17 protein-coding genes and 1 other RNA gene are annotated in these 22,590 nt (G+C 72.3%); 8 read left to right on the plus strand and 10 right to left on the minus strand.

What is annotated here, in order from left to right; translation table 11 throughout:
* Window positions 1–39 precede the first annotated feature (39 nt).
* From ACFQZ6_RS14010 to ACFQZ6_RS14030, 5 genes are read left to right on the plus strand one after another with little or no spacing between them, the layout of a single operon-like run.
* Window positions 40–1,335: an ABC transporter substrate-binding protein gene (locus ACFQZ6_RS14010; RefSeq protein WP_381608204.1), complete on the plus strand. Its 1,296-nt coding sequence runs from the start codon at window positions 40–42 to the stop codon at window positions 1,333–1,335.
* Complete coding sequence (locus tag ACFQZ6_RS14015) at window positions 1,332–2,297, plus strand: carbohydrate ABC transporter permease (protein WP_381608206.1); 966 nt, start codon at window positions 1,332–1,334, stop codon at window positions 2,295–2,297. Before ACFQZ6_RS14010 ends, ACFQZ6_RS14015 begins: the two co-directional genes overlap by 4 nt.
* Window positions 2,294–3,118, plus strand: coding sequence for a carbohydrate ABC transporter permease (locus tag ACFQZ6_RS14020; protein WP_381608208.1), 825 nt, complete (start codon window positions 2,294–2,296; stop codon window positions 3,116–3,118). Before ACFQZ6_RS14015 ends, ACFQZ6_RS14020 begins: the two co-directional genes overlap by 4 nt.
* Window positions 3,119–3,144: 26 nt before the next feature.
* Complete coding sequence (gene yicI, locus ACFQZ6_RS14025) at window positions 3,145–5,394, plus strand: alpha-xylosidase (protein WP_381608210.1); 2,250 nt, start codon at window positions 3,145–3,147, stop codon at window positions 5,392–5,394.
* On the plus strand, window positions 5,394–6,404 hold the full coding sequence (locus ACFQZ6_RS14030; RefSeq protein ID WP_381608212.1) for a LacI family DNA-binding transcriptional regulator: 1,011 nt from the start codon (window positions 5,394–5,396) through the stop codon (window positions 6,402–6,404). Before yicI ends, ACFQZ6_RS14030 begins: the two co-directional genes overlap by 1 nt.
* A 6-nt stretch (window positions 6,405–6,410) precedes the next feature.
* On the opposite strand, the gene ACFQZ6_RS14035 is transcribed toward ACFQZ6_RS14030, so the two are convergent.
* From ACFQZ6_RS14035 to ftsE, 6 genes are all read right to left on the minus strand, one after another.
* Window positions 6,411–7,382, minus strand: a complete 972-nt coding sequence (locus tag ACFQZ6_RS14035; RefSeq protein ID WP_381608214.1) for an extracellular catalytic domain type 1 short-chain-length polyhydroxyalkanoate depolymerase — start codon at window positions 7,380–7,382, stop codon at window positions 6,411–6,413.
* A gap of 117 nt (window positions 7,383–7,499) precedes the next feature.
* Window positions 7,500–7,899, minus strand: a transfer-messenger RNA (tmRNA) gene (gene ssrA / locus ACFQZ6_RS14040).
* A gap of 115 nt (window positions 7,900–8,014) precedes the next feature.
* A complete protein-coding gene (gene smpB, locus ACFQZ6_RS14045) occupies window positions 8,015–8,494 on the minus strand; it encodes an SsrA-binding protein SmpB (RefSeq protein ID WP_381608216.1) in 480 nt (159 codons plus the stop codon).
* 45 nt (window positions 8,495–8,539) lie between these two features.
* Complete coding sequence (locus ACFQZ6_RS14050; RefSeq protein WP_381608218.1) at window positions 8,540–9,730, minus strand: S41 family peptidase; 1,191 nt, start codon at window positions 9,728–9,730, stop codon at window positions 8,540–8,542.
* A gap of 67 nt (window positions 9,731–9,797) precedes the next feature.
* Window positions 9,798–10,715, minus strand: a complete 918-nt coding sequence (gene ftsX, locus ACFQZ6_RS14055; protein ID WP_381608220.1) for a permease-like cell division protein FtsX — start codon at window positions 10,713–10,715, stop codon at window positions 9,798–9,800.
* Between the two features lie 84 nt (window positions 10,716–10,799).
* A complete protein-coding gene (gene ftsE, locus ACFQZ6_RS14060) occupies window positions 10,800–11,489 on the minus strand; it encodes a cell division ATP-binding protein FtsE (protein ID WP_360225503.1) in 690 nt (229 codons plus the stop codon).
* Window positions 11,490–11,712: 223 nt separating this feature from the next.
* Here ftsE and ACFQZ6_RS14065 point away from each other — a divergent pair, with 223 nt between their 5' ends.
* On the plus strand, window positions 11,713–11,907 hold the full coding sequence (locus tag ACFQZ6_RS14065; protein ID WP_381608223.1) for a hypothetical protein: 195 nt from the start codon (window positions 11,713–11,715) through the stop codon (window positions 11,905–11,907).
* 72 nt (window positions 11,908–11,979) lie between these two features.
* Here ACFQZ6_RS14065 and ACFQZ6_RS14070 read toward each other — a convergent pair whose 3' ends face one another.
* From ACFQZ6_RS14070 to ACFQZ6_RS14085, 4 genes are all read right to left on the minus strand, one after another.
* Window positions 11,980–12,600, minus strand: a complete 621-nt coding sequence (locus ACFQZ6_RS14070; RefSeq protein WP_381608225.1) for a hypothetical protein — start codon at window positions 12,598–12,600, stop codon at window positions 11,980–11,982.
* Between the two features lie 273 nt (window positions 12,601–12,873).
* Window positions 12,874–13,980 carry a peptide chain release factor 2 gene (gene prfB, locus ACFQZ6_RS14075; protein WP_381608227.1) on the minus strand — a complete coding sequence of 369 codons (1,107 nt, stop codon included), beginning with the start codon at window positions 13,978–13,980 and terminating at the stop codon, window positions 12,874–12,876.
* 70 nt (window positions 13,981–14,050) lie between these two features.
* Window positions 14,051–15,304, minus strand: a complete 1,254-nt coding sequence (locus tag ACFQZ6_RS14080) for a serine/threonine-protein kinase (protein WP_381608229.1) — start codon at window positions 15,302–15,304, stop codon at window positions 14,051–14,053.
* A gap of 112 nt (window positions 15,305–15,416) precedes the next feature.
* On the minus strand, window positions 15,417–17,093 hold the full coding sequence (locus ACFQZ6_RS14085; RefSeq protein WP_381608230.1) for a serine/threonine-protein kinase: 1,677 nt from the start codon (window positions 17,091–17,093) through the stop codon (window positions 15,417–15,419).
* 348 nt (window positions 17,094–17,441) lie between these two features.
* Here ACFQZ6_RS14085 and ACFQZ6_RS14090 point away from each other — a divergent pair, with 348 nt between their 5' ends.
* Both ACFQZ6_RS14090 and ACFQZ6_RS14095 read left to right on the plus strand, forming a co-directional pair.
* A complete protein-coding gene (locus ACFQZ6_RS14090) occupies window positions 17,442–20,999 on the plus strand; it encodes an FHA domain-containing protein (RefSeq protein WP_381608233.1) in 3,558 nt (1,185 codons plus the stop codon).
* Window positions 21,000–21,153: 154 nt separating this feature from the next.
* Window positions 21,154–22,563, plus strand: a complete 1,410-nt coding sequence (locus ACFQZ6_RS14095) for an ABC transporter substrate-binding protein (protein WP_381608236.1) — start codon at window positions 21,154–21,156, stop codon at window positions 22,561–22,563.
* Window positions 22,564–22,590: the final 27 nt, after the last annotated feature.

Here is a 22,590-nt window from a genome sequence, read left to right on the forward strand (position 1 = left end):
GATGCCCTGTTCCCCATCCGACTCCCCTGGAGGCACTGGATGTTGACGGCACGACGGCGTGTGGTGGCGACGGCGGTGATCCTTGCCGGATCACTGCTGCTGACCTCCTGCGGTGATTCGGACAGCGGCTCGGGCGGCGACGGGAAGACGCTCCGCCTCTGGCACTACGAGGCCCCGAACAGCGCGATGGGCGTGGCCTGGACGGAGGCGATCAAGGAGTTCGAGGCGAAGCACCCGGGCGTGGAGGTGAAGTTCGAGGAGAAGAGCTTCGAGCAGATCCAGAAGACCGCGCCCATGGTCCTGAACTCCTCCGACGCCCCCGACCTCATGGAGTACAACAAGGGCAACGCGACGGCGGGCCTGCTCTCCAAGCAGGGCCTGCTCACCGACCTGAGCGCGGAGGCCGACAAGCGCGGCTGGGACGACAAGCTCGGCGCGGGCGTCCGCACCACCAGCACGTACGACGAGAACGGCGTGATGGGCTCCGGCAACTGGTACGGCGTCCCGAACTACGCCGAGTACACGATGGTCTTCTACAACAAGGACCTCTTCGAGAAGTACGGCATCGCGGAGCCCACCTCGTTCGACGAACTGACCGCCGCGATGGACGCGTTCGTCGCCAAGGGCGTCACCCCGCTCGCCAACGCGGGCGCCGAGTACATCGCCCACCAGTACCTCTACCAGCTCGCCCTCTCCCGGGCCGACCGCTCCTGGGTGGACGCCTACGAGCTGTACCAGGGCGAGACCGACTTCCACGACGCGGCCTGGACGTACGCCGCCGACACCTTCGCCGACTGGGTCGACAAGGGGTACATCGCCAAGACGTCCAGCGGCACGAAGGCGGAGGCGGCGGGGGTGTCGTTCATCCGGGGCGACGCGCCGATCCTGTTCTCCGGGTCCTGGTGGTACGGCCGGTTCCAGGACGAGGCGGAGTTCGACTGGAGCACCTTCCTGTGGCCGGGCTCCGACCTGACCCTGGGCTCGGGCGGGAACCTGTGGGTGGTCCCGAAGAACGCCTCGAACAAGGAACTCGCCTACGACTTCATCGACATCACCCTGAGCAAGGGGATACAGAACCTGCTCGGCAACAAGGGCGGCGTGCCGGTCGCGGCGGACGCCGGGGCCATCACCGACCCGCGGTCGAAGAAGCTCATCGAGGACTTCAACACCCTCTCCGACCGCGACGGACTCGCCTTCTACCCGGACTGGCCCGCTCCCGGCTTCTACGACGTCCTCGTCTCCGAGACCCAGAAGCTGATCACCGGCAGCGCGTCCACGGACGCCTACCTGGACGCGTTGCAGGAGGCGTACGACAAGGGCGTACCGAAGCGATGACGGTCACCGTCGAGAAGCGGCGGGCGGCGCCCCAGCGGCAGGTCGCCAAGGCCCGCCCCCGGGACTCCTACGCCCTGTTCCTGCTGCCCGGCGCCCTCGCCTTCCTCGCCGTGATCGTGCTGCCGTTCGCAATGAACACGGGCGTCAGCTTCACCGACTGGCAGGGCGTGGGCGCGCCGGGCGCGGACGACTGGACGGGTCTGGAGAACTACCGGGAGCTGCTGGACGACAGCGAGTTCTGGGCGTCGTTCCGGCACAGCCTGTTCATGGTGGTGGCGATGGCGGCTCTCCCGACGGTGCTCGGGCTGGTCCTCGCCGCCGCGCTGTTCGACTACGTCGGCAAGCACTTCGGGACGCGGACGGTGGCCGTGCTGCGGGCCTGCTTCTACCTGCCGCAGGTGCTGCCGATCGCGGTCGCGGGCATCGTGTGGAGCTGGATCCTCGACCCGGAGAACGGCTCCCTCAACGCGTTCCTCGACGCGGTCGGGCTCGGTTCCTGGCAGCAGGACTGGCTCGGTGACCCGGACCTCGCGCTGTACACCGTGATGGGCGTGCTGGTGTGGGTGCAGCTCGGGTTCCCGCTGGTGGTGTTCATGGCCGGGCTCCAGCGCGTCGACCCGCAACTGTACGAGGCGGCCGAGCTGGACGGGGCGGGCTGGTGGCGCCGGTTCTGGCACATCACGCTGCCGCAGATCCGGCCGGAGACGTACGTCGTGCTGACGTGGTGCTCGATCGCCGCCCTGAAGGTGTTCGGCGCGGTGTACGTGCTGACGAAGGGCGGTCCGGGCGGCGCCACCAACGTGCCGTCGTACTTCTCCTTCACCACGTTCTTCGAGAAGACCCAGGTCGGGTACGGCGCGGCGATCTCGACCGTGCTGACCGTCGTGATCCTCGCCCTGTCACTGCTCGGGCTGAAGCTCCAGACCCGCGCCGAGGACGCCGAGGAAGGAGTGCGGACATGAGCAAGGTGCTGCGCCGCTACCCGGTGCTGGTCGCGCTGGTCATCGCGGCCCTCTTCATGGTCGTGCCGTTCCTGGTCGTCACCGTGAACGCGGTGAAGTCCCCGGCGGAGTACTCACAGAACGGCCCGCTCAGCCTCCCCGAGGGGCTGTACCTGGACGGTCTGCGGGACTTCTGGGAGCGCGTCGACTACGGGCAGAAGCTGGTCAACTCCGTGCTGATCAGCGGCTCGGTGGCGGTGCTCGCGGCGGTCGTCTCCGTGCTGAACGCGTACGCCATCGGCATCGGCCGGGTGCGGGGCCGCACCTGGGTGCTGGCGTTCTTCGTGCTGGCGAACATGCTGCCGCAGGAGGCGCTGGTCTACCCGGTGTACTACCTCAGCAAGGAGGTCGGCCTGTACGACACCAGGCTGAGCGTGATCATCGTCTTCACGGTGATCCAGGCGGCGTTCGGGACGTATCTGCTGGCCAGCGTGCTCGGGCAGTTCCCGCGCGAGGTGATCGAGGCGGCCCGGATCGACGGGGCGAACAAGTGGCAGGTGCTGTGGCGGATCGTCGTCCCGGTCAGCCGTCCCACCCTCGGGGTGCTGCTGGTGTTCTTCTTCATCTGGACCTGGAACGAGTTCCTGCTGCCGCTGGTGATGCTGATCTCCAACGACAACCAGACGGTGTCGGTGGCGCTCGGCGTCCTCCAGGGCCAGCGGCTGATGGACGCCACCATGACCAACGCCGCCGCCCTGCTCGGCGTACTGCCCGCGATCGTGTTCTTCCTCGTCTTCCAACGGACCCTCACCCGTGGCATCGCCGTCGGTGCGGTCAAGTGACCTCCAACTGAAGGGGGATCCCCCACGTGAAGTTCACCGACGGCTACTGGCTGCTCCGCGAGGGCGTCACCGCGGCGCACCCGGTCGAGGTGCTCGACGTCGCCGAGCAGGACGGGGCCCTGGCGGTCCACGCGCCGACCCAGCCCATCCGCCACCGCGGCGACCTGCTGAAGGGACCGGTCGTGACGATCACCGCGCACGCCCCGATGCCGGACGTCATCGGCGTCACCGTCACCCACTTCGAGGGCGAGCAGCCCCGCGGCCCCGAGTTCGACCTGCACCGCACCGACTTCACCCCGCAGCTGTCGTACGACGACGAGCACGCCACCCTCACCTCCGGCGCGCTGTCGGTGCGGATCGCCCGGGGCGGGCCCTGGCACGTGGACTTCCTCGCCAGCGGCCGCACCCTCACCAGCAGCGGCCCCAAGGGCATCGGCATCATGCGGGACGCGACCGGCGCCCACTACCTGCGCGAACAGCTCGGCCTCGGCGTCGGCACCTGCGTGTACGGCCTCGGGGAGCGGTTCGGGCCGCTGGTGAAGAACGGGCAGGTCGTCGACATCTGGAACGCCGACGGCGGCACGGCGACGGAGCAGGCGTACAAGAACGTGCCGTTCTACCTGACGGACGCGGGCTACGGCGTCTTCGTCGACCACCCGGGCAAGGTGTCCTTCGAGGTCGGCTCGGAGACCGTCTCCCGGGTGCAGTTCAGCGTGGAGGCGCAGGAGCTGACGTACTACGTCATCCACGGGCCGAGTCCGAAGGAGATCCTGCGCAAGTACACGGCCCTGACCGGGCGTCCGGCGCTGCCGCCCGCCTGGTCGTTCGGGCTGTGGCTGTCGACGTCGTTCACCACGTCGTACGACGAGGAGACCGTCACGTCGTTCATCGAGGGGATGCGGGAGCGGGAACTGCCGCTGTCCGTCTTCCACTTCGACTGCTTCTGGATGCGGGAGTTCCACTGGTGCGACTTCCAGTGGGACCCTCGGGTGTTCCCCGACCCGGAGGGGATGCTGGCCCGGCTGAAGGAGCGCGGGCTGCGCGTGTCGGTGTGGATCAACCCGTACATCGCGCAGCGCTCTCCGCTGTTCGCGGAGGGCAAGGCACTCGGGCACCTGCTGCGGCGCCCGGACGGCAGCGTGTGGCAGTGGGACCTGTGGCAGCCGGGGATGGCGCTGGTCGACTTCACCAGCCCGGCCGCCCGCGACTGGTACGCGGCGAAGCTGGAGGCGGTGCTCGCGCAGGGCGTGGACTGCTTCAAGACCGACTTCGGCGAGCGGGTGCCCACCGACGTGGTGTGGGCGGACGGCTCCGACCCGGAGCGGATGCACAACTACTACACGTACCTCTACAACCGGACCGTCTTCGACGTGCTGCGCAAGCACCGCGGCGAGGGCGAGGCGGTCGTCTTCGCCCGGTCCGCGACCGCGGGCAGCCAGAAGTTCCCGGTGCACTGGGGCGGCGACTGCGAGGCGACGTACGAGTCCATGGCGGAGTCGCTGCGCGGCGGACTGTCGCTGGGCCTGTCCGGGTTCGGCTACTGGAGCCATGACATCGGCGGCTTCGAGGGCACCCCGACGCCCGCGCTGTTCAAGCGGTGGCTGGCCTTCGGGATGCTGTCCTCGCACAGCAGGCTGCACGGCAGCTCCTCCTACCGGGTGCCGTGGCTGTTCGACGAGGAGTCGGTGGACGTGCTGCGCCACTTCACGGCCCTGAAGCTCCGGCTCATGCCGTACCTGTACGAGGCCGCCCGGACCGCCCACACCGAGGGCACGCCGGTGATGCGGGCGATGGTCCTGGAGTTCCCGGACGACCCCGGGTGCGCGCACCTGGAGCGGCAGTACATGCTCGGCCCCGACCTGCTGGTCGCGCCGGTCTTCAGCGACGAGGGCGACGTCACGTACTACGTGCCCGAGGGCACCTGGACGCACTTCGTGACCGGGGAGACGGTGACCGGGCCGCGCTGGGTGCGCGAACGGCACGGCTTCGACAGCGTGCCGCTGCTGGTGCGGCCGGGCGCGGTGCTCCCGGTGGGCGCGGTCGCCGACCGGCCCGACTACCCGCACGCCGACGGGGTGACGCTGCGGGCGTACGGCCTGGAGCGGGGCGCGCAGGTGACGGTGCCCGTCGGGGACGTCACCTTCACCGTCGTACGGGAGGGCGACGTGCTGCGGGCCTCGTGCGGTGACCCGGCCGCGCCGTGGGCGCTGGCGGCCGGGGAGCGGACGGCGCGGGCGGCGGCCGGGACCGGGTTCCTCACCCTGGAGCTGGGCTGATGGTCAAGATCACCGATGTGGCCCGGCACGCCGGGGTCTCCCCCAGCACCGTGTCCTACGCGCTCAGCGGCAAGCGCCCGATCTCGGAGGAGACCCGGCGCCGCGTCGAGGCGTCCATCCGCGCCCTCGGCTACCGCCCGCACGCCGGGGCCCGCGCCCTGGCCAGCAGCAAGTCCAACGTGCTGGCGCTGGTGGTGCCGTTACGCGCCGGAATCCACGTACCCGTGGTGATGCAGTTCGCGGTGTCCGTGGTGACCACCGCCCGCGCCCACGACCACGACGTGCTCCTGCTCACCCAGGAGGAGGGCGAGGAAGGGCTGAGCCGGGTCGCGGACACGGCGCTGGTCGACGCGCTGATCGTGATGGACGTCCAGCTCGACGACCCCCGGCTGCCGCTGCTGCGCGCCCTGGAACGGCCGTCCGTGCTGATCGGCTTCCCGGCCGAGCCGACCGGGCTGACCTGCGTCGACCTGGACTTCCGGGCGGCCGGTGAGCTGTGCGTGGAGCACCTGGCCGAGCTGGGGCACCGGGTGGTGGCGCTGGTCGGCTCGGCGCCTGAGGTGTACGTGCGGCGGACGGCGTTCGCGCAGCGCGTGGTGCAGGGGTTCACCGCCGCCGCCGACCGCTACCGGCTGTCGTCGGCCGTGCACCCCTGCGCGGCCTCGCCCGCCGCGGCCCGCGCCACCGCCGAACGGCTGCTGCGCGAGCAGCCCGCGCTGACCGGAGTCGTCGTCCACAACGAACCCGTCCTCGAACCGCTCGTCGACGCCTTCGAGCAGCTCGGACTGCGGGTCCCCGAGGACCTCTCGGTCACCGCGATCTGCCCGCGCGAGCTGGCGGAGTCCCTGCGCGTGCCCGTCACCTCCGTCGCCCTGCCGTCCGCGGAGATCGGCGCCCGGGCGGTGGAGCTGCTGATGGGCAAGCTCGACGGCGCCGCCGTCGACGAGTCCACCCTGCTCCCCGCCCGGCTCACCAGACGGGCGAGCACGGCCCCGCGGAAGCTGCCGTGACGGCGCCTAGCCGGTGAGTCCCCAGGTCGTGGCCAGGCGGTGGGCGGCGCACAGGTTCACGTCCAGGAAGTAGGCCCCGGCGGTGCCGCACTGGGTGGCGGCGGTGCCGGGGTCGACGGGCTGGCCGTGGCCCATGCCGGTCAGGGCGTACGTCTCCACGACGGTGCGCCCGGCCGGGGTCCGGAAGACCTGGTGCGGGTACCCGGCGACGGTGTCGCTGGCGTCGGCGCTCTGGTCGGCGCCGTGCACGTTGGTCCACTGGCGCATCAGGTCGGTCATGTTGACCGGCTTCACGGTGTAGTCGGCGGTGCCCTGGAACACGGTCAGCGTCGGCCACGGCCCGGTGTACCCGGGGCGCGCCGCGCGCACCCGGTCGCCCCACTGCGCCGGGGTCTGGGTGGCGCCGACGTACATGCACACGTACGGCGACCCGGCGGCCTGCGCGCACCCGTAGGGCAGCCCGGCGACGACGCCGCCCGCGGCGAACTTCTCCGGGTACGCCGCCATCATCACGGACGTCATGCCGCCCCCGGCGGAGAGGCCGGTGACGTAGACGCGGGAGGGGTCGGCGCCGGTGTCGGCGAGCTGCCGGTCGACCATCTGGGCGACGGAGGCGGCCTCGCCCTGGCCGCGGGTGGTGTCGCCGGTCTGGAACCAGTTGAAGCAGGAGGAGAGGTTGTTGCCGCTTGGCTGCTGCGGCAGCACCACGGAGAAGCCGTAGCGGTCGGCGAGCTGGAGCCAGCCCGAGCCGGTGCCGTAGCCGGAGGCGTTCTGGGTGCAGCCGTGCAGCGCGACGACGACCGGTCGGCCACCGGGCAGCCCGTCGGGGACGTAGCGGTACATCTTCAGCGCGCCGGGGTTGCTGCCGAAGCCGGTGACCTCCGTGAGGGAGGCCGCCGCGGCGGGTGTGGGGGTGAGCAGCACGGAGAGGAGGGCCGCCAGGGCGGCCAGGAGTGTCGCGGCTCTGGTCTGTTTCATGGGGAGGGACCGTAGAGGGAGCGCAGGGCCCTCGATATGGGGGCAGGCCCCATAAACGCGAGGAGGACCCGGTGGCGCGCGGCCACCGGGTCCTCCTCGTCGTGCATCACATGGGAATTGTGGAGATGGCGGGAATCGAACCCGCGTCCAACGGTGTGGAACCAGGGCTTCTCCGTGTGCAGTCCGCTGTGCTTTTCTCGGCCCCGGAGATCACGCGGACAAGTCTCCGACGGGCTCAGTCACTGTTTGGTTTCCCTCTACACCCCGTGACCGGGTTTAGAGGTTTAGTCCCCTAGTCGATGCCAGGATCCGGGTCGGGAACATCCCCGGGCTGACACTCCCTTTAGTAGGAGGCTCGCTCGCGCTGCCTATCAGGCAGCGAGGGCGAAGGCCTGCTGGGAGGAATCGCGCTTGGAGTTGGCGATTATTGGTTTCGGCCTGTGGTTTACGAGATCATGGCCGCTTCCTCGACACGCTTCCCCTGCTTCGACAGCCGCTGTCGAAACCGATCATCCCCATGTTGATTTTTCAATCTGGCGACCCGCTGCGAGGTCGGGTGCCATCGTACGTGAACAACGCGGGCGGATGCCAGCGTATTCCCGGCGCCCCGGACCTGGGCACCCGGACCGGGTTCAGGCGCGCTGCTTGCGGCGCACCGCCGACATCGCCCGCTCCGCCTCGCGCCGGTCCTGCTTCTCGCGCAGGGTCTGCCGCTTGTCGTACTCCTTCTTGCCCTTGGCCAGCGCGATCTCGACCTTGGCCCGGCCGTCCTTGAAGTACAGGGCGAGCGGCACGATCGTGTGGCCGGTCTCCTGGGACTTCGACTCCAGCTTGTCGATCTCCTCGCGGTGCAGCAGCAGCTTCCGCTTGCGGCGGGCGCTGTGGTTGGTCCAGGTGCCCTGGCTGTACTCGGGCACGTGCACGTTGTACAGCCACGCCTCGTGCCCGTCGAGCTGCACGAACCCGTCCACGAGCGAGGCGCGTCCCTGGCGCAGCGACTTCACCTCGGTGCCGGTGAGGACCATCCCGGCCTCGTAGGTGTCGATGATGAGGTAGTCGTGCCGCGCCTTCTTGTTCTGCGCGATCAGCTTGCGCCCTTTTTCCTTAGCCATAGTCAGGCCATTTTCGCACCATGGAGGGGGTGCGCGGGAAGCCGTTTACGGCTCCTGCGCGCCGAGGCCGTCGAGGACCGTCTCCGCGCGGCTGAGGGACTCCTGCCCGGCCTCCAGGTCGGGGGTGATGCCCCGCCCGTCGACGCCGCGGCCCGCGGGGGTGCGGTAGTGGCCGACGGTCAGCTCGGCGACCGAGCCGTCCGGCAGCTCGCTGGGCATCTGCACGGAGCCCTTGCCGAAGGTGCGGGAGCCGACGACGACCGCCCGGCCGCGGTCCTGGAGGGCACCGGTGAGCAGTTCGGCGGCGCTCATCGTGCCCCCGTCGACCAGGGTGACCAGGGGCCGCTCGGTGTCGCCGCCGGGCTCGGCGTGCAGGGCCTGCTGCTCGCCGTCGACGTCGTAGGTGGCGACCAGGCCGCCGTCGAGGAACGCGGAGGCGGCGGTCACGGCCTCGGTGACCAGGCCACCGGAGTTGCCGCGCAGGTCCAGGATGACGCCGTCCCCGTCGGGCGCCCGGTGCACCGCGTCGCGTACGGCGTCACCGGAACCCCGGGTGAACGCGGCCACCTTGATCACCGTGGCGCCGTCGGCGAGCCGCCGTACGGTCACCGAGTCGGTGGACAGGCGCGCCCGGCGCAGGGTGAGCGTCCACGCGCGCGTGCCGCGTTCCACGCCGAGCCGGACCGTCGATCCGGCGGAGGCGTCGGGCGCGTCGGTGTCCTCGGCGTCACCGCGCAGCAGGGCGACGACCTCGCTGACGGGCCGCCCGTCGACGCTCTCGCCGTCGACGGTGCGCAGCCGGTCCCCGGCGCGGATCCCGGCGTCCGCGGCGGGCGACCCGGAGTGCACTTTGGTCACCTCGATCCGGCCGGAGCGCTCACGCCGCGCCCACAGGCCGACGCCGGTGTACTCGCCGTCGAGGGCGTCCTCGAACTCCTCGTACTCGCCCTTGGTGTAGACGGCGCCCCACCGGTCCCCGCTGCGGCTGACGGCGCGCTCGGCGGCCTCCACGGGGGACTGCCCCGACTGCATGGCCTCCTCGGCGGCCCGCGCCACCTCCTCCGGGCGGCTGCTCGCGGCGGTGGCGGTGCGCGCGGCGTCGGGCTCCTGCCCGCGGTCGGAGCCGGGCAGCGCGCCGGTCGCGGCACCGGCCACCAGGACGCTGGCGAAGACCAATGTCAGGGCGGCCCCGCGGCGGATGCGGCGGGGCGGACAGAACAGGTCGCGGCCTGACATGGCGGTGAGTCTAGGACAACACGGAGGGCCGCACGGCCCGTTGACCGTACGGCCCTCTTGGGTTACGTCACACCTTCAGGTACTTGCGCAGCGCGAAGAACGCTGCCAGCGCGGGCATGAGCACACTGGTCGCCAGGATGAGCGGCAGTTTCGTCAGCACCGCGTCCCAGCCGATGAAGTTGATCAGGTTCAGCTTCTCGGAGAGCGCGAGCCCGTTGTCGATGATGAAGTACCGCCCCACCAGCAGGAATCCACACGCGAGCCCGCCACCGATGAGACCGGCGACCGCGGCCTCCATGATGAACGGCGCCTGGATGTAGAAGCCGGAGGCGCCGACCAGGCGCATGATGCCGGTCTCGCGCCGACGGCTGAACGCCGAGACGCGCACCGTGTTGACGATCAGCATCAGCGCGACCACCAGCATCAGCGCCATGATCGCGCGCGCCGCCCAGTTCATGCCGTTCAGCAGCCCGAAGAGGTTGTCCAGGATGCCCTTCTGGTCCTGCACGGACTGCACGCCGTCCCGGCCGTCGAAGGCGGTCGCGATGACCTGGTACTTCTCCGGGTCCGTCAGCTTGATCCGGTAGGACTCCTGCATCTGGTCCGGGGTGAGGGAGCTGGCCAGCGGGGAGTCGCCGAACTGCTCCTTGTAGTGCTTGTACGCCTCGTCCTGCGACTCGTACGTCACCGAGTCCACGACCGACATCTTCTCCAGGTCGGCCTGGATCTGCTCCTTCTGGTCCTTGGTGACCGCGCCCTTGGCGCAGTTGGGGTCGGACTCGGCGTCGCTCTTGTTGCACAGGAACACCGAGACGTTGACCTTGTCGTACCAGTAGCCCTTCATCGTGTTGACCTGGTCGCTCATCAGGAGCGACCCGCCGAACAGGGCGAGCGACAGGGCCACGGAGACGACGACCGCGAACGTCATCGTCAGGTTGCGGCGGAGACCGACACCGATCTCGGACAGAACGAACTGGGCGCGCATGGCGTCTTCTTCAGACCTTTCCGGGGACGTCTGCGATGTCTGCCGCGGCGGCTCGGGCCGCGGCGGCTGCGAACAGGGGCGGCATCAGTGCTGGTAGCCGTAGACGCCGCGGGCCTGGTCGCGGACGAGGCGGCCCTTCTCCAGCTCGATGACGCGCTTGCGCATCTGGTCCACGATGTTCTGGTCGTGCGTCGCCATCACCACGGTCGTGCCGGTCCGGTTGATCCGGTCCAGCAGCTTCATGATGCCGACGGAGGTCTGCGGGTCCAGGTTGCCGGTGGGCTCGTCGCAGATGAGCAGCTTGGGCCGGTTGACGAAGGCCCGCGCGATGGCGACGCGCTGCTGTTCACCGCCGGACAGCTCGCCGGGCATCCGGTCCTCCTTGCCGCCGAGCCCGACCAGTTCGAGCACCTGCGGCACGGACTTGCGGATCTCGCCACGGGACTTGCCGATGACCTCCTGGGCGAAGGCCACGTTCTCGGCGACGGTCTTGTTCGGCAGCAGCCGGAAGTCCTGGAAGACCGTCCCGAGCTGGCGGCGGATGTGCGGCACCTTCCAGTTGGAGACGCGGGCGAGGTCCTTGCCCAGGACGTGCACCTGGCCGTGGCTGCACCGCTCCTCGCGGAGGATCAGCCGCAGGAAGGTGGACTTTCCGGAGCCGGAGGACCCCACGAGGAAGACGAACTCGCCCTTCTCGACCTCCAGGGAGACATCCCTGAGGGCGGGGCGGGTCTGCTTGGGGTAGACCTTGGAGACGTTGTCGAATCGGATCACGGATGCACCACGGGTCGCCGGGGGTAGATGAGCGTGACCATACGCGAACCGGGCGCACCAGCGCAGGCGCCGGTAGGGGTTGTGAGGGGGATGTGCGCTTTTGTTCCCGCCCGCCTCCTTGAGCGCCCGCGCCCTTTCCCGGGGAACCTGGCACAGTGGGAGGGGAACGTTCGCGGCCACGCGGGCGTTGTAAGGGTGTGACCGGCACGAGGAGGGCGAGCGCATGACGTACGACCGGCTGGTGTGCGCGAGCTGCGCCGCACCCGTGAGCGAGGGCCGCTGCCCCGTGTGCCGGGCCAACCGCGAGCGGCTCCAGCAGGAGAACCCCTTCGCGGCCCTGACCCCCGCGGCGCTGATCGCCCTGCTGGTGGTCCTGGTGGCGGCGGTGGCGCTGCTGGCGGCGCACCAGACCGCGTAGCAGACCTACGGAAGGGCCCGGAGCGTGCGCTCCGGGCCCTTCCGCGTACGTACCGCTTAGGTGTGGCTACCGTCAGGCAGCGGCGCCCCGGCCGCCCATGAGGCGCGGCAGCACCCGGAAGCCGACGCCACCGGCGATCATCGTCGCGGCGCCGATGACCAGGTAGGTGGTCTCCATGGCACCGGTCTCGGCCAGCTCGTCGCCACCGCCCTGCGCGGAGGGCGCGGCGGAGGACTCGGAACCGGTGTCCGTCAGCGCCGAGGAGCCCTCGTTCTGCGCGGACTCGTTGGACCCGCCGTCGGTGTCGGTGTTGCTGTTGCCACCGCCGCCGTTGTTGCCGTTCCCGTTGCCGCCGTTGCCGTTCTCGTTACCGCCGCCGTTGCCGGGGTTGCTCGGGGTCGGGTCCTCCTCGACCGGGTCCTCGGGCTCAGTGGGCTCCGGGTCCTCGGTCTCCGGGTCGCTCGGGTCCGGGTCCGGGGTGTCCGGGATGCTCGGGTCCGGGTCCGGGTCGCCCGGGTCGTCGGTGGAGGGGTCCGGGTCCGGCTCGGGGTCTTCCTCGCAGAGACCGATGTCGATCGTGCAGTCGTCCAGCTCGTCGGCGGCGGCCACGCTGGCGATGGTCAGCGAGGCACCGGCGGCGATCACGGCACCGGCCGCGATACGCGCGATCCGGATCCGCGTCCTATTGGTCATCGTTTGCTACCCCCAGTAGCTCATCGTCAATGAGGCGGCGCCCAGGGCCGTGATCGACGGAGGTAGCTGTAGCGAAGCCCCCCGGTTCACATGCGCCCCATACATGCGCACGCCGCACCCCACCCTTCCCATTTTCCAAGGAAGCGTCAAGGCCGTTGCGCGTGCGATGTCCCATTACTGGGCGTTTGCCGGGGTGTTGGAGTGTGGAGGTGTGATGTAAAAGGCAACTGCCGCCCAGAGGACGGCAGTTACCAAGTCGACAAAGCGCCCCGCTTACTTCTCCTGCTGCTTGCGCCAGCGAATTCCGGCCTCCAGGAACCCGTCGATCTCCCCGTTGAACACGGCCTCGGGGTTGCCGACCTCGAAGTCGGTGCGCAGGTCCTTCACCATCTGGTACGGGTGCAGGACGTACGAACGCATCTGGTTGCCCCAGGAGTTGCCGCCGTCGCCCTTGAGGGCGTCCATCTTGGCCTGCTCCTCCTGACGGCGCCGCTCAAGGAGCTTCGCCTGGAGGACGTTCATCGCGGTCGCCTTGTTCTGGATCTGCGAGCGCTCGTTCTGGCAGGAGACGACGATGCCGGTGGGGATGTGCGTGATGCGCACCGCGGAGTCCGTGGTATTCACGCCCTGACCACCGGGGCCGGAGGAACGGTAGACGTCGATGCGCAGCTCGGACTCGTCGATGTCGACGTGGTCGGACTGCTCGACGACGGGCAGCACCTCGACGCCCGCGAAGGACGTCTGGCGGCGGCCCTGGTTGTCGAAGGGCGAGATCCGCACCAGCCGGTGCGTGCCCTGCTCCACCGAGAGCGTCCCGTAGGCGTACGGCACCTGCACGGCGAAGGTGGTGGACTTGATGCCCGCCTCCTCCGCGTACGACGTCTCGTAGACCTCGGTCTTGTAGCCGTGCTGCTCGGCCCACCGCAGGTACATGCGCTGGAGCCGCTCGGCGAAGTCGGCGGCGTCGACGCCACCGGCCTCGGCGCGGATGTTGACCAGCGCCTCACGGGCGTCGTACTCACCGCTGAGCAGGGTCCGGACCTCCATCTCGTCCAGCGCCTTGCGGACGGCGACCAGCTCGGACTCCGCCTCGGCGCGGGTGTCCGGGTCGTCCTCCTCCTCGGCCATCTCGAACAGCACGGCGAGATCGTCGATCCGTCCGCGCAGCGCCTCGGCCTTCCTGACCTCGGCCTGGAGGTGCGAGAGCCGACTGGTGATCTTCTGCGCCTCGTCCGGGTTGTCCCACAGGGACGGCGCCGCCGCCTGCTCTTCGAGTACGGCGATGTCTGCCCTCAGCCGGTCCAGGTCCAGGACGGCCTCGATCGACTCCATGGTCGAGGAGAGGGACTTCAGCTCTTCGGATACATCGACGACTGCCACACCTCCAGCGTAACGGCTCCGTCAGGCGGTCCACGCCCGGACGTCTCGCCCCCGTCCAAAGGGGACGTGGTCAGGGGGATTCCGGGGCCGAGTGCCGGGTCTCGCGCGGCGGCGCGGAGGACTCGTCGTCCGACGTGGCCAGCCAGGTGCCGACGCCCGCCGCCGTGACGAGGACCACCGCGGCCACGCTCAGCGTCACCCGGCGCCGCCGGGCCGCCACCCGGTGCCGGGCCGAGCCGGGGCGGGGGGCGCCGGTGGAGCGGGGGGCGCGGGCCGTGCCGCGGGCGCCACCGGCCAGCTCGTCGGGTCCCGGCACCCTCATCGACGTATGGGTGTCGCGGTTGGAGTCCGGCTTGGCGCCGGGGACGAGGGGGACCGCGCCGCGGCGTACGCGGGCGGGGGCCGGGGTCTCGCCGGGGGCCGCCGCGGCGGGGGGCTCCTCGGGGTCGGGGGCGGTGTCGGTGTCGGAGTCCGGCTCGTCGACGTCCAGCGGGGGCATCCCGGCCAGCAGCGGGAGCTGCTCGCGCAGCCGGGCCGCCAGCTCGGAGGCGCGCAGCCGGGACGCGGGGGCCTTGGCCAGGCACTGCACGAGCAGTTGCCACAGCTCCTCGGGGATGCCGGGCAGCGGGACGACGGTCTCGGTGACGTGGCGGCGCAGTACGGCGCCGGGGTGGCCGCCGCCGAACGGGGTGAACCCGGCGAGCAGCTCGTACAGGACCGTCGCCAGCGCGTAGATGTCGACGGAGGCGCGCGGCGGCAGGCCCTCCACGATCTCCGGGGCGAGGTAGTCCGGGGTGCCGATGATCTTCGTGGCGCGGGTGCGCTTCGGGGAGTCGATCAGCTTGGCCACGCCGAAGTCGGTGAGCAGCGCGCGGTGCGAGCCGCCGGGGCCGAGCGGGCCCTGCATGTCCAGCAGGATGTTCTCCGGCTTGACGTCCCGGTGCACCACCCCGGCCGCGTGCGCCGCCGCGAGCCCCTCGGCCACGTCGGCGGTGATCGCCACCGCCGCCTCGGGCGCGAGCCGCCGCTCCCGCTCCAGGCGGGTGCGCAGGTCGGTGCCGCGGACCAGGTCCATGACGAGCGCGAGGTCGTTGCCGTCCACGACGAGGTCGCGGACGGAGACGACGTTCGGGTGCTCCAGGCCGAGCAGGGCGGTGCGCTCCTGGACGAACCGGCCGACCAGCTCCTCGTCGGAGGCGAGGTCTTCGCGCAGGAGCTTGATGGCGACGGGCCCCTCGGGTCCCTCACCCAGCCACACCGTGCCGGCGCTGCCCCGTCCCAGGATCTGGTTCGCGGTGTACCGGCTGCCGATCTTCCGTGCCAAGACTGCTCCTACAGACGCGTGTTGTCGTTAAAACTACGCGTCCGACGAGCCAACCTTCACCGCGGAGCCGGAAATCACCCGCTGGAAGTCGACAAATCCACAGACTGAGGGCCTACGGGGACGAGGGGCCGCCGAGGTCCTCGATCCAGCCCGTCACGGACGAGAACCAGTCGCTGAGCTGCTCCCAGTAGCCCTTGCCGGTGCCGATCCAGTCCTGCAACGGGCTCAGCTCCCAGATCAGCCAGCTCGCCACGAACAGGATGACGATCGTCACCAGGCAGCCCTTGAGACAGCCGAGCCCGGGAATCCGCGTCGGGTTGGCGCTGCGCTGCCGCGGCTGCCTCGGCTCCCGCTGCGGCTGCTGGGGCTGCTGTGGTTGCGGCGGGGCGTACCGCTGCGGCTGCTGCGGCTGGGGCTGGTACTGCTGGGGCTGGGGCTGCTGCGGGTAGCCGTAGCCGGGCGGCGGGCCCTGCGGCGGGCGCTGCTGGGGACGCTGCTGCGGCTGCTGGGGCCGTGGCTGCGGCTGCTGCGGGCGGGCGACCTGCCGTTGGGGGCGGCGGCGCAGCGGGTCCTCGTTGGGGTCGAGGTACTGGATCTGCGTCTGCTCGTTGCGGTCGCGGGCGGCCCGTAGCTGGTTCTGCCAGGGGTGCGGCTGCTCCGGCGTACCGCCCTGCTGGCCCTGCGGCAGCACCTGTGTGGGGTCCGCGTTGGGGCCGCCCGGGGTGTGCGGGAGTACGGCGGTGGGGTCGGCGGCGCCCGCGGGGCCGCCGGTGTGCGGCAGGACGCTGGTGGCGGCGTTGGGGTCGTAGCCGCCCGCGCCGTGCGGCAGGACCTGGGTCGGGTCGGCGTCGCCGGGCGCGCCGGGGACGGGCGCCGGGGACGGGTCGGGGGCGAGCAGCGCGCCGACGCCCTCGGCCGCGGCGATCTGCGCGGCGTTGGCGTGCACGCCGACGCCCTCCGCGACGACGCGCAGGCCGCGCGCGAGGTTCTCGGCGCTGGGCCGGTCGTCGGGGTTCTTGCGCAGGCAGCGCTCGATGACCGTCCACAGCGGCTCGGGCACGGTGGAGGGGCGGCGCGGCTCGGCGCTGAGGTGCTGGTGCAGGACTTCGAGCGCGGAGCCGCCGGAGAACGGCGGACGGCCGGTGAGCAGCTCGTACAGCAGGATCCCGGCGCCGTAGATGTCCACGGCGGAGGTCTGCGGGCGGCCCTCGGCGGACTCCGGCGCGACGTACGCGGGCGTGCCGACGAACTCCTGGGTGCGGGTCAGGCCCGGGGAGTCGGCGAGGCGGGCGATGCCGAAGTCGGTCAGCAGCGGGTGGAGCTGGCCGCCGCTCTGCTGGAGCAGGACGTTGGCCGGTTTCAGGTCGCGGTGCACGACGCCGTCGGCGTGGCTGGCGGCGAGCGCGTCGGCGATCTGCGCGGTCATGAGGGACGCGGCGACCGGGGTGAGCGGCCCGTTCTCGCGGAGGTAGCGGTGCAGGTCGGGGCCGTCGACGAGGTCCATGACCAGCGCCAGCAGCTCGCCCTCGACGACCAGGTCGCGGACCCGGACGATGTTCGGATGGGTCAGGCGGAGCAGCACCGAGCGCTCCCGCAGGAACCGCATCACGATGTCCGGGTCGCTCGCCAGCTCCTCCTTGAGGACCTTGATCGCGACGGTCTCGCCGGGCTGTCCGGGAACGGCTGCCTCGGCACCGGCGGTCTCACGCTGGCGGGCACGCCAGACGGTTCCCGTGGCCCCGCGGCCGAGCGGCTCCTCGAGGAAGTACTTGCTGCCTACCGGCCGCACGTCATGCGCTCCCTGCTGCTTGCGTGGTTGTTCCGACCCACTGTAGTGGCGTGGCCGCCGCTACCCACGGGTCCGTGGTTCCCACCGCCTGCGGAACATGTTCGAAGGAAAGACGCTCGCCTCGGTCTCCCGGTTGCCCGACCCGGGCGTGAGCGATCTCAAGCGGTCATGGGTGGGTCATTGTTCAGGCACTTTTGCGGGCAGAGCCGACCAATCAAGATCACTTGCCGGTGGGCGGCGGGCGCGTTGTCAGTGGCAGGTGCGAGGATGCGGGGAGTACTGGCCGATGTGCTCGTGCGGGGTGGGGGGAGTCCGTGCCCGCGCCCGCGCAGAAGGGACCGGACGGCGATGCAGATCCGGCTGACCGTCACCGACCCGCAGGGTCCGCCCCCCGAGGCGCGGGGCCGCGCCGCGAGCCGCGACGTGCTGGTCACCGCCCCCGCCGGTACGGCCCTCGCGGCGGTGGCCTCCGCGCTCGCCGCGACGGTCGGTGACGGCCCCGCCGTGCTGTACGCGGGCGCCGAGCGGCTCGACGCCCAGCGCTGCACCCTGGGCGAGCCCCCACTGGTCGACGGCGCCGTGCTGTCGGTCGGCGCCCCCGCCGAGCCCGAGCCGCACCCTGAGCTGGCCGACGCCCCGGCCCGCCTCGACGTGGTCGCGGGGCCGGACGCGGGCGGGGTGCACCTGCTGCACGGCGGCGAGGTCCGCGTCGGCCGCTCCGCCGACGCCGACGTCCCCCTCGACGACCCCGACGTCTCCCGGCTGCACTGCGCCGTGACCCTCTCCGCCGACGGCCGGGTCACCGTCGCCGACCTCGGCTCCACCAACGGCACCGCCCTGGACGGCGTCCGCGTCACCGCCCGCCCGGTGCGGTTCACGCCGGGCGCGCTGCTGCGGATCGGCGAGTCGACGCTGCGGCTGGCGCCCGCCGGGGGGCTGGGGGCGCGGGTGGCGACGACGCCGGACGGGGAGGGGTGCGTGCGGGTCGCCGTGGGGAGCGGGGGCGACGGTGGCGTGGGGAGCGGGGGCGACGGTGGCGTGGTCGCGGCTGGCGGGACCGCTGGCGGTGCTGGCGCGGGCACGGCTGGTGTGACCGCTGGCGGTACCGGTGTGGCCTCGCTGGTCGCGGGTGAGCCGCCCGTCAGTCATAGCCCGGCTGGCTGGGACGCCGTCGCGGCGGTCCCGGGCGCGCAGGAGCACGGTCCCGTCGAGCCGCCGGTGGTGCCGGGGCAGGCGGTGGCGCCGTGGGTCGAGCGGCAGGGGGCCCGTCCGACCGGCCAGCCGCCCGGCGCCGGGTCCGGGTCCGGGTCCGGGGCGGAGACCCACGGCGGGCGGCAGGGCATAGGCCCGCTGGTCGCCCCCGGGGACTCCCCGGCCGACCACGCACCCCAGAGCCGCCGCAAGGGCACCCCCCTGCGCGGCACCGACGTGCCGCCCGGCGTGCGCAGGCGCGGCGGGCTCGGCGCCTGGGCACGGCGGCTGACCGGGGCCCGGGGCGGCGAGCAGGACGGCCCCGGCCCGAGCGGCGGCTACGACGACGGTGCCGCGGGCGTTCCGCCGACCGCACCCTCGGCCACCGCCCCGCACCAGCCGGAGACCTGGCCGGACCCGGCGGCGCTGCTGCTGACCGCGCTGGGCCCCGGACCCCGGCTGTGGGAGCGCGGGCCGGGACACCCGGAGGCGCTCACCGTGCGCCTCGGCACCGCCGACCGCACCGCGCCGGACGGCTCGGGGCTGCTGCCCGCGGTGCCGGTGACGGCGGACCTGCGGGAGGCCGGAGCGCTGGGCCTGGCCGGGCCGCGGCCCCGGCTGGCGGGGCTGGCGCGCGCCGTGCTGGCCCAGCTCGCCGCGCTGCACGCGCCCGACGCCCTGGAGATCGTGCTGATCAGCGCGGACCGCTCGCGCCCCGAGCAGGAGCGCGCCGCCGAGTGGTCCTGGCTCGGCTGGCTGCCGCACCTGCGCCCCGGGCACGGCCAGGACTGCCGACTCCTCCTCGCCCACGACCGCGAACAGGCCACGGCCCGCACCGAGGAACTGCTGCGCCGCCTGGACGAGCACGCGCCCGCAGCACCGGCCCAGGTGCCCGCCCCCCGCCAGTCCGGCGCCCCCGCCCGGCCGCGCCCGTCCTGGGCCCAGGAGGGCGACGACACGGGCCCCGGCTCCCCCGGGCCGTACACGGTGCTCGTCGTCGACGGTGACCCCGGCGGCGCCGACCTGCGCGAGGCGGTCGCCCGGCTGGCGGTGGCCGGTCCCGGCGCCGGAATCCACGTCGTGTGCCTCGCGGAGACGGCGCCCGCCTCGCCCGCGTCGCCGGTGACGGAGACGTACGAGGCGGCCTGCGCGGTGACGCCCGTCTTCCGGGAGTGCGGGGCGGTCGCCCTGCTCAGCGGCGACGTGGCGACGGCGCTACGGCTGCTGCGGGTGCCCCGCGTGACGGCGGAGGCCGCTCCAGGTCCGTCCGCCGCCCCCGGCCCCGCCGCCGACTCGCCGCCGCTCCCCGGCCCGGTGGGGCACGGCACCCTCGGCACGGTGGACGCGGTGTCCCGGGCCTGGGCGGAGCGGTTCGCGCGGGCGCTGGCGCCGCTGCGGCCGGACGGCACGGCCGGTGAGCGGCACGCGCGCGTGTCGGTGCCGCTGCCGCAGGCGGCCCGGCTCCTCGACGAGTTGGGGCTGGCCCGCGCCACCCCGGCGTCCCTGATGGCCCGTTGGGCGGACGCGGCCGACGACACGGAGGCCCTCGGCGGCCGGGCCTTGGCGGTGCTGGGCGCCGGTCCGCGCGGCCCGGTCGCCGCGGACCTCGTCGGCGGCGGACCGCACCTGCTGGTCGAGGGCCCGCCCGGCAGCGGCCGTACGGAGCTGCTGCGGGCGGTCGTCGCGTCGCTCGCCGCGGCCGAGCGCCCCGACCGGCTCGGCGTCGTCCTGATGGACGGCCGGGACAGCGTGACCGCGGGCGGCGCCCACGGCGAGGGCCTGCGGGTCTGCGCGGACGTCCCGCACGTGACGACCCACCTCACCGCCAACGACCCCGTGCGGATGCGGGAGTTCGCGCAGTCCCTGACCGCCGAGCTGAAGCGGCGCGCGGAGCTGCTGGGGCGGCTGGACTTCACGGAGTGGCACGCGAGCCGAGAGCTGTCCGGCCGGGTGGTCGCCCAGCGCACGGCGGCCGGGGGACGCCGTATCTCGGGCGCCGTCAGGACCACCACGGGCGCCCCCGGCCTCCCCGGAACCGGAACCGGCACCGGCACCCCCGGCCTGCCCAGCGCCCGTCCGGGCACGGGCACCGGCGCCCCCGCCCCGGAGCCCCAGGGCGCCGGTGACCTGGACGCCCCGCCCAGTTCCACCCTGAAGCTGCGGCCCGGCGCCGCCCGGCAGCGGGCCGAGGCCGCGGTGCCGCCGCTGCCCCGGCTCGTCGTCGTGGTGGACGACCTGGACGCGCTGGTCTCCCCCGCCCTCGGCTCCCCGGGCCGCCCCGCCGCCGGTTCGGTGATGCGGGCCCTGGAGGCCGTCGCCCGGGAGGGTGAGCGGCTCGGCGTGCACCTGGTGGCCGCGACGGCACCGTGCGCCCGTACGGCGGAGACGGAACCGGCCCGCCGCGCCACCCTGCGCGTGATACTCGACCCGCCCCCGACCGGCCCGGACGAACCGGCGCCGGGCCGTGGCCGCCTGCTGGCGGCCGACGGGCGGACGACGCCGTTCCAGGGCGGCCGGGTGACGGGCCGTATCCCGCGCACCGCGACCCTGCGCCCCACGGTCGTCCCCCTGGAGTGGCAGCGCATGGGCGACCCGCCGACCCGGCGCCCGGTGCGGGAGTTGGGCAACGGGCCCACGGACCTGGCGCTGCTCGCGAGCGCGTTGGAGCGGGCGGCGCGGGAGGTCGCGGCGGCGCAGGTGCCCTCACTGCTGTAGCGGCGGCCCCGCACCCGGTATGACGAGTCACGACGCGGTCACGATCCCCGGGTTGACACGGCAGGCGCACTTGCCGACCTCGGTCACCCGGCGTAGACCAGAGCGCACGGGACAGCGTTCGGGCGTTCGACGAGGAACGAAGAACGGGGCAGTGATGCGCACCACTAGCAGCACCATCCGTACGAGCAGCAGCAACCGTGACCGCACCGCCAGCCGTGGGAGGCGGACCCGCCGGGCCGCCGCGGCGCTCGCCGCCGGAGCACTGGCGCTCTCGCTCGCCGCGTGCAGCGGCGATGACGACGACGGCGACAAGGACAGCACCGGCGCCAAGGAGACCACCAGCTCCCTCACCCTCCCCAAGCTGGACGGCGAGAGCATCTCCGTCGCCGCCGTGTGGACGGGCGCGGAGCAGAAGAACTTCAAGACGGTCCTGTCGGAGTTCGAGGAGCGCACCGGCGCGAAGGTCACCTTCGTGCCCGCACAGGACCCGATCATCAACTTCCTCGGTTCGAAGATCGCGGGCGGCCAGCCACCGGACGTGGCGATGCTCCCGCAGCCCGGCGCCATCAAGCAGGCCGTGGAGAAGGGCTGGGCCAAGCCGCTCGGCACCGAGGCGCAGCAGCAGCTCAGCAAGAACTACTCGAAGGGCTGGCAGGACATCGGCTCCGTCGACGGCAAGCCGTACGGCGTCTACTACAAGGCCGCCAACAAGTCGCTGATCTGGTACAACACCCAGGTCTTCGAGAACGCGGGCGCCACCGAGCCCAAGACGTGGGACGAACTGCTCAACACCGCCCGGATGGTCTACGACTCCGGGGTCACCCCGTTCTCCGTGGGCGGCGCCGACGGCTGGACGCTGACGGACTGGTTCGAGAACGTGTACCTGTCGCAGGCGGGCCCGGAGAAGTACGACCAGCTCGCCGCCCACGAGATCAAGTGGACGGACCCCTCGGTGAAGGAGGCCCTGACCACGCTCGCGGAGATCTGGGGCAAGGCGGACTACGTGGCGGGCGGCGCGAAGGGCGCCCTCCAGACGGAGTTCCCGGCGTCCGTCACCCAGACCTTCACCGGCGGCGACCAGCCCAAGGCGGGCATGGTCTACGAGGGCGACTTCGTGCAGGTCAACATCGGTGAGACCAAGGCCGAAGTGGGCACGGACGCCAAGGTGTTCCCGTTCCCGGCGGTCGGTGACGAGGCGCCGGTGGTGTCCGGCGGTGACGCCGCGGTGATCCTGAAGGACTCCAAGGCGGCGCAGGCCCTGGCGACGTTCCTGGCCTCCCCGGACGCGGCGAGCATCCACGCGGTGGGCGGCTACCTCTCGCCGAACAAGAACGTGGACGCGTCGGCGTACCCGAACGACGTGCAGAAGAAGATGGCCGAGGCGCTGATCGCGGCCGGTGACGACTTCCGCTTCGACATGTCCGACCAGGCGCCGCAGGCGTTCGGCGGCACGCCCGGCAAGGGCGAGTGGAAGGCGTTGCAGGACTTCCTGAAGAACCCCGAGGACGTCGCGGGCACCCAGCAGCGGCTGGAGGCCGACGCGGCGGCGGCGTACGGGAACTGAGCCGACGATGACGTCGTCGGCGCCGAC

Origin of the sequence: Streptomyces flavalbus, assembly GCF_042674625.1 — a bacterium.
GTDB lineage: Bacteria > Actinomycetota > Actinomycetes > Streptomycetales > Streptomycetaceae > Streptomyces > Streptomyces flavalbus.